This is a genomic window from Pseudonocardia pini, assembly GCF_013870575.1.
In the GTDB taxonomy this organism is placed as follows: domain Bacteria; phylum Actinomycetota; class Actinomycetes; order Mycobacteriales; family Pseudonocardiaceae; genus Pseudonocardia; species Pseudonocardia pini.
In genome coordinates, this window is sequence record NZ_JACBXB010000224.1 from 1 (window position 1) to 7366 (window position 7366).

Annotated in this window: 6 protein-coding genes; 5 read left to right on the forward strand and 1 reads right to left on the reverse strand. The window is 71.8% G+C overall.

Annotation, left to right across the window (positions count from 1 at the left end):
• A partial coding sequence (locus H5J29_RS35865; RefSeq protein WP_281375983.1) for a PEP-utilizing enzyme occupies positions 1 to 575 on the forward strand: 575 nt, incomplete at its 5' end.
• Between the two features lie 58 nt (positions 576 to 633).
• Here H5J29_RS35865 and H5J29_RS36225 read toward each other — a convergent pair.
• A complete protein-coding gene (locus H5J29_RS36225) occupies positions 634 to 1998 on the reverse strand; it encodes a FadR/GntR family transcriptional regulator (RefSeq protein ID WP_312858229.1) in 1365 nt (454 codons plus the stop codon).
• 428 nt (positions 1999 to 2426) lie between these two features.
• Here H5J29_RS36225 and H5J29_RS14715 point away from each other — a divergent pair, with 428 nt between their 5' ends.
• The 4 genes from H5J29_RS14715 to H5J29_RS14730 all read left to right on the forward strand — a co-directional run bounded on the left by H5J29_RS14715 (position 2427) and on the right by H5J29_RS14730 (position 7096).
• Positions 2427 to 3992, forward strand: a complete 1566-nt coding sequence (locus H5J29_RS14715) for an acyl-CoA dehydrogenase family protein (RefSeq protein ID WP_181781525.1) — start codon at positions 2427 to 2429, stop codon at positions 3990 to 3992.
• 127 nt (positions 3993 to 4119) lie between these two features.
• A complete protein-coding gene (gene pknB / locus H5J29_RS14720; RefSeq protein WP_181781526.1) occupies positions 4120 to 6045 on the forward strand; it encodes a Stk1 family PASTA domain-containing Ser/Thr kinase in 1926 nt (641 codons plus the stop codon).
• Positions 6045 to 6686 (forward strand): aminodeoxychorismate/anthranilate synthase component II, encoded by a 642-nt coding sequence (locus tag H5J29_RS14725; protein ID WP_181781527.1) that lies wholly within the window; start codon positions 6045 to 6047, stop codon positions 6684 to 6686. Before pknB ends, H5J29_RS14725 begins: the two co-directional genes overlap by 1 nt.
• 149 nt (positions 6687 to 6835) lie before the next feature.
• The gene (locus tag H5J29_RS14730) at positions 6836 to 7096 is read left to right on the forward strand and encodes a cell division protein CrgA (RefSeq protein ID WP_181781528.1); all 261 of its coding nucleotides are present in this window, start codon (positions 6836 to 6838) and stop codon (positions 7094 to 7096) included.
• The last annotated feature ends 270 nt before the right edge of the window (positions 7097 to 7366 follow it).

The following is a 7366-nucleotide window of genomic DNA, read 5'->3' on the forward strand; positions in this document are numbered from 1 at the left end:
GGCTCCGCATCCTGCTGCGCGAACGCGGCGGCAGGCTGGTCGCGGCCGGTGTCCTCGCCGAGCCCGAGGACGTCTTCTACCTGACCCTGGACGAGATCCTCGCCGTCCCTGCCGACGCCGCGGAGCGCGTCACGCGGCGCCGTGCGGAACGGCTGCGGCTCAAGCAGGTCCGCATGCCGGACGTCTTCTCGGGCGCCTGGGAGCCGGTGCAGGGCGGCGACCGTCTCGAGGTCGACGAGTCGATCAGCGGCCTTGGGGTCTGCCCCGGCGTCGCCGAGGGCCGGGTCCGGATCCTCACCGACTCCGACGACGACATCGAGCCCGGGGACGTGCTCGTCGCCTCCGTGACCGACGTCGGCTACACCTCGATGTTCGGCTATGCGGCGGCCGTCGTCACCGACATCGGTGGCTCCGCGTCCCACGCGGCGATCGTGGCCCGCGAGTACGGCGTCCCGTGCGTCGTCGACACCAAGCTCGCCACGGCCCGGCTGACCGACGGGCAGATCGTGCGGGTCGACGGCAAGGCGGGCACCGTCACCGTGGTCGCCGCGGCGCAGACGGTCGACGCCGGCTGACGCCGGTCGTCCGAGGGGCGCGTTCCCTTCAGGGGGCGCGCCCTTCGGCGTGGCGGGGTCAGCGGCAGGCCGGCCGTGCGTGGAGGTGCTTGCGCATCCGGTGTCGCGCGAGATCCCCGTCGCCCGCCCGGATCGCCCCGACGATCCCCCGGTGCTCCTCCACGCAGCCCTCGTCCGAGACACCGCTCGGCTCGCCGACGGGCGCGCCGCGCCGCCGCACCTCGATGAGGATCTCCAGGAAGAGCGCGAGCACGGGATTGCCCGCCGCCTCCGCGAGACCGACGTGGAAGTTTCCCGGGCTCCCCTCGGTGACCACCTCGTCCAGCGTCGCCGAGCGGGCGGAGGTGGCGAGCCGGTCCTCACCCGACATCCCTGCGAGGCGGCGGACCAGCGAGGACTCGATGGCCTGTCTCGTGGACACGAGATCGTCGTCGCTCACCGAGCGGTAGCTCAGGTAGAGGGCCATCGTGTCCACACAGGCGCCGGGATGCGGCTGCAGGACGACCAGACCACCACCGCGCCCCCGACGCATGCGCGCGACGGAGTGGTACTCGAGCAGGCGGACGGCCTGACGCAGGACGTTGCGGCTCGTGTCGTGGCGTTCCACCAACTCGGCCTCCGAGGCGATCACCGAGCCGACCGGCCACCCGCGCCGGACGATCTCGTCGTGCACCCGGAGTGCGACCACCTCGGCCTGCTTCCCCTCCCCGTCGGCGTTCTCGTCCCACGACAGCCACGTCCGCGCACCCCGACGGGGGTTGGCCGCCAACCAGCTCCCGACCTCCGCCATGTGCTGCTCCATGGCGACCTCCGCACGCGCGGGGTCACCACCGGCGATGGCCTCCCCGATGTCGCCGTGCCGACTGTGCACGGTCGCCTTGCGATGCTGAGGAACCCGAGGCCGGGTGTACTGCGGTGTGAGCCGGATCAGGACCTCGACGAACAGGCGGAGCGCCGGGTTGCCGGACAGCTCACCGACCAACAGGTGCAGCCTGTCCTGGGCGCCCGCATCGAGATCCGCCCCCTGGCCCTCGGCGCGGACCGCCCGCCGGACGTCTCGGATCCCCTGCTCGGTCAGCCGCTGCGCGGCCAACGAGGCGGCCAGCGGCTCGAGCAGGGCTCGTGCGTCCGTCAACGCCCCGAGATCGACCCCGATGTAGTCGAGATAGATCAACACGGCGCGCACGGCGGGCCCGGCGTCCGGCGCGCAGACGTACAGCCCGCCCCCGACGCCGCGCTGCGCACGGAGGACCCGGTGGTGCTCCGCGAGCCGGATCGCCTCGCGGACGACCGACCGGCTCGCTCCGAAGCGCTCGCCGAGCTCGTCCTCCTTGCCGATGGCGGTGCCCACCGGCCAGCCCGCCGTGATGATGTGCGCCTCGATGTCCCGCGCGATCCGCGCCGCGGTCGTCACTCCCGTCACGGCCGCCCCCGACCGGGGCCACTGCGCCCTCCGGTCGACCACGGGAGCAGAGGCCTGCCGCTCACTGTCCGTCGCATCTGCATGGGCCTCCTAATAGTGCTCGCTAATGGTAGCCCAGCAGGGGGATCAGCGGCGAGCACCGGGAAAAAGACCCTGATCAGTGGACGCTTTCGCCACCTGAGCCCCGGACCCGCTGCGACGCCGCCCCTTCCCGGCCCGGCCGGGGCTCCGCAGCCGGGCGATCGTCCGGCGGAGGCTGAGCGCAGTCGGACAGCGCGATGCACGGTGCCCGCATTTCCGTAACCTGAAACCCGGCGTCCGGTGGTCTCGTGCGGCTGAGGTCACGCTCAACGGCTTCCCTCGGGTCGCACTCCTGGATAAAGTAATCTCTTTCGGCGACGGCGATGACGACGTGGAGCGGGGTAGCGATGGACCTGAGGCTGACGCGACAGGAACAGGACTTCGCCGACGAAGTCCGCACCTGGCTGAGCGAGAACGTGCCGAAGGAGCCTCGTCCGTACGACCTGGAGGGCAGGCGGGAGTACGACCTCGCCTGGCAGCGCCGCCAGTTCGACGGCGGCTGGGCGGGCATCGCCTGGCCGACGGAGTACGGCGGCCGCGGACTGGCCCTGCTGGAGCAGATGATCTGGTACGAGGAGTACGCGAAGGCCGAGGCCCCGCCCATCGGCACCTGCTTCGTCGGCCTCTCCCACGCCGGCCCGACGCTGATCTCCCGGGCGACCGACGCGCAGAAGCAGGCCTACCTGCCCCCCATCCTGCGGGGGGACCACATCTGGTGCCAGGGCTTCAGCGAGCCCGGGGCCGGGTCGGACCTGGCGAGCCTGCAGACGCGGGCGGTCGTCGACGGCGACCACCTCGTCGTCAACGGCAGCAAGATCTGGACCAGCTACGCGACGATCGCGGACTTCCAGGAGCTCCTGGTCCGCACCGACCCGACCGCGCCCAAGCACAAGGGCATCAGCTGGGTCGTCTGCGACATGACGGCCCCGGGCATCACCGTCCGGCCCATCCCGACGCTCAACGACGAGCTGGACTTCTGCGAGGTCTTCTACGACGACGTGCGCATCCCGCTCGACAACCTGGTGGGCGAGATGAACGCCGGGTGGTCGGTGGCGATGGCCACGCTGTCGTTCGAGCGGGGCACCGCCTTCATGGCGGAGCAGGTCGAGATGGCCCGCCAGGTCGAGGCGCTGATCGAGGCCGCCCGCTCGCTGCCCGCGCCCGACGGGCGTCGGCGCGCGATCGAGGACGACGAGATCGCGCGCGGGCTCGCCCGGGTGCGGTCCGAGGTCGCGGCCCTGCGGGCGATGACCTACGTGGGCATCTCGCGGATCGCCCGCAGCGGCGCCCCCGGCCCGGAGGGGTCGATGCTCCGCTACTACTACAGCTCGGTGTGGCAGAGCTTCTACCGGCTGGCGATGGACGTCATCGGGGCGGGCGCCGTCTCCGGTGACCGCGAGGGCGTGGACGGACGCTGGTCCTACGGCTACCTCAACAGCTTCCGGGCCACCATCGCCGCGGGCACCAAGGACATCCAGCGCAACATCATCGGCGAGCGGGTGCTCGGGCTCCCGCGGGGAAAGTACCGGCCGCGCCCGGTCCGGCCGACCTACCACAACGTCCCGCCCGCTCCCCCGACCGAGCCGCTGAAGCTCGTCGCGAAGCCGGCCCGCAGCTCCGCGGGCACCGCGCTGCTCGTGGCGTTCGTGCTGCTGATCGTGGCCGCGATCGTGGTGGCGGTGCTCACGGTCCCGCGGTTGTTCGGCGACCAGCAGGACCCGGCGGGCACCACGTCCGTCCCCACGTCGACGCCCGCCGCCGCCCCCGCGGAATCGACGGCGCACCCGGGCGACACGCCGAGTACCGTTGCGCGGCAGAAGGTCGTCCTCGCCCGTTCGGTGGAGTCCGACGGGGCGGACGGTCGCACGTCCTCGCCCGATGACACGTCCCAGAACACGGAGGAGGTCCGGTGAGCCCTCGGAGCCGCCGAGTCGGCGCAGCACGGGGGTGGGTGGGGCACACCGGCGTGCCGGCTCCGGGCATGATGGACTCCGCCCACCGAACCGACAGGGCCCCCCGCCCCCACAGGAACCGGACCCGATGACGACCCCCAAGCTGCTCTCCGAGCGCTACCAGCTGGGCGACACGCTCGGCTACGGCGGCATGTCCGAGGTCCATCGCGGGATGGACACGCGACTGGGGCGAGACGTCGCGATCAAGGTGCTGCGCGCCGACCTCGCGCGCGACCCCCAGTTCCAGCTGCGGTTCCGCCGCGAGGCGCAGAACGCCGCGGCGCTCAACCACCCCGCGATCGTCGCCGTGTACGACACCGGCGAGACCCAGAGCGAGTTCGGCCCGCTGCCGTACATCGTCATGGAGTTCGTCGACGGGCAGACCCTGCGCGAGATCGTCAAGACCACCGGGCCGATGTCCCAGCAGCGGGTGATCGAGGTCATGGCGGACGTCTGTGCCGCCCTCGACTTCAGCCACCGGCACAACATCATCCACCGGGACGTGAAGCCCGCGAACATCATGATCACCCGCAACGGCGCGGTGAAGGTGATGGACTTCGGCATCGCCCGGGCCCTCGGCGAGGGCCAGAACGTCACGCAGACCGCCGCCGTGATCGGCACCGCGCAGTACCTCTCCCCGGAGCAGGCGCGCGGCGAGCAGGTGGACGCGCGGTCGGACGTCTACGCCGCAGGCTGCGTGCTGTTCGAGCTGCTCACCGGCGAGCCGCCGTTCACCGGGGACACCCCGGTCGCGGTGGCCTACCAGCACGTGCGGGAGGACCCCCGGCGCCCGTCGGACGTCAACCCGCAGATCCCGCCCGCGCTCGACGCCGTGGTGCTCAAGGCGCTGAGCAAGAATCCGCTGAACCGGTACCAGTCCTCCGCCGAGATGCGGGCGGACCTCATCCGGGTGCGGAACGGACAGCAGCCGCTCGCGCCGATGGTGATGAGCGAGGACGAGCGCACCGCGCTGCTCGCCGACCAGACCGCCGCCACGCGCCGGATCTCGGGCGGCGGCAGGCACTCGGGTGCGGTGCCGCAGACCTGGGAGGACGAGGAGCCGCCGAAGCGGACCGGACGGACCGTCGGGATCGTCGTCGCGGTCCTGGTCGCGCTCGGCCTGATCGGGTTCGTGGCCTACCAGGTGTTCGGCGGTCCGGCGCAGCCGCAGCAGGTCGCCGTGCCGAACGTCGAGGGCCAGGACCCGGACGCGGCGCGCGCCGCCGTCTCCGGTGCGGGGCTGCTCGTGGACCTGCGGCAGGAGCCGTCGGACGTCGCGCAGACCAACAAGGTCACCCGCACCGACCCCGGTGCCGGTGTGCAGGTCGCCGAGCGCAGCCGCGTCACGATCTTCGTCGGCACCGGCCCCGCGTCGGTCGCCGTGCCCGCGCTGTCCGGCAAGACCGTGGCGGAGGCGCAGACGCTGCTCGAGCAGCGCGGCCTCAAGCTGGGCGAGCAGACCTCGCAGGAGACCTCGGAGTCGAGCCAGGTCGGCAAGATCATCCAGTCCACGCCCGCCGCCGGGGTGGACGCGCCGGGCGGCAGCGCCGTGGCCGTCGTCGTCGGGGCGAAGCAGACCACGGTCGCCGTGCCGGACGTGACCGGCCAGACCGAGGCCGAGGCCAAGCAGACCTTGTCGCAGTCCGGCTTCACCCAGGTCCAGACCCAGCAGGTCGACGGCGGGGGCACGGCGGGCACGGTCGTACAGACCAACCCGTCGGCGGGCACGAAGGTCGCTCCGGGCACCACGATCACGCTGTCGGTCTCGCGGGGCAACCAGATCCAGGTGCCCGACGTCGTGGGCCAGTCCGCGTCGGACGCGGTGCGCCAGCTCAACTCGGCGGGGATCCGGAACTACAACCTGCAGGGCCAGCAGGTGCAGGACCCGTCGCAGAACAACACGGTGCTGTCCACCAGCCCGGCCGCGGGCTCCGCCATGGACCCGGACGACGAGATCACCGTCGTCGTGGGCCAGACCGGCAACGGTGGCGGCGGATTCTTCGGGAACAACTGATGCGCGTCCTGGTCGTCGACAACTACGACAGCTTCGTCTACAACCTCGTCCAGTACCTGGCGCAGCTCGGTGTGGAGCCGGTGGTGCTCCGCAACGACGAGCTCACCCCGGAGCTGACCGAGCTCGACTCGGTCGGTGCGGTCCTGATCAGCCCCGGCCCCGGCATCCCCGAGGAGGCGGGCCGCAGCATCGAGGTGATCCTCGCCTCGGGCGAGCGCAACCTGCCGCTGCTCGGCGTCTGCCTCGGCCACCAGGCGATCGGCGTGGCCTGGGGCGGCGTGGTGGAGCGGGCGCCCGAGCTGCTGCACGGCAAGACGTCCGAGGTGTTCCACGAGGGCGTCGGCGTGCTGCGGGGCCTGCCCACCCCGTTCACCGCCACCCGGTACCACTCCCTGTCCATCCGGCCGGACACCCTGCCCGTCGAGCTGGAGGTCACCGGGCGCACCGAGTCCGGCCTGATCATGGGCGTGCGGCACAAGGACCTGCCGATCGAGGGCGTGCAGTTCCACCCGGAGTCGGTGCTCACCCAGGGCGGGCACCGGATGCTGGCGAACTGGCTGGCCACGGCGGGGCACGAGGTGCCGGAGGAGATCGTGACCCGGCTGGGCGACGAGGTCGCGGCCCTCTCCGACCGCGTCTGACGCTCCCTCTCCTGCACGAACGGCACTGTCGTGCGGAGCTACCGCGCGGTCTGTGCGCTTTCGAGGTGCGCGGGGTGGGCAGGCAGAATGCTGCACACCTGTTCGGCTACGGTGGACGACAGTCCCGCCGACACTTTCCCGAGGTCCCGATGCCCAAGTCGAAGGTCCGCAAGAAGGCCGCCTACATCCCGCCGTCCTCGGACCGGCGCCCGGTGAAGGTCAAGGGCCCCACCCATCCCGCCTACGTCGGCGTCATGCTCGGCGTCGGCCTGCTCGGCCTGGCCTGGCTGATCACGGACTACCTGGGCCGGGACGCGATCCCGTTCATGGGTGCCCTGGGCGGCCTGAACTTCCTCATCGGCTTCGGCCTGATCGTCGTCGCCCTGTTGATGTCGATGCGCTGGCGCTGATTGGATCGTGACGTCACTCAGGGTGATCCTGGGAAAACGTCCCCGGTCGAGGCCCTGAACAGCGGGAACGACACGCGTGTTATTCATCCCCACTGTGGACAGGCGTTGTGGATAACTCTCACAGCTACCATGGGTGACCATCGATGGGCCCCGGCCCGCGGGGTCGTGGCCCTGGCCTGGGTGCTGTTCGCCGGGGCGGTCGCCTGGTTCGTGCTGCTCCGGCTCGGTGGCGGGGACCCGGCCGGACAGCTGATCGCCGGGGTCGCGGCG

Coding starts and splice junctions, on each gene's coding strand:
- pknB (WP_181781526.1), top strand. CDS start 4,120: ATGACGACCCCCAAGCTGCTCTCCGAGCGCTACCAGCTGGGCGACACG.
- H5J29_RS14725 (WP_181781527.1), top strand. CDS start 6,045: ATGCGCGTCCTGGTCGTCGACAACTACGACAGCTTCGTCTACAACCTC.
- H5J29_RS14730 (WP_181781528.1), top strand. CDS start 6,836: ATGCCCAAGTCGAAGGTCCGCAAGAAGGCCGCCTACATCCCGCCGTCC.
- H5J29_RS14715 (WP_181781525.1), top strand. CDS start 2,427: ATGGACCTGAGGCTGACGCGACAGGAACAGGACTTCGCCGACGAAGTC.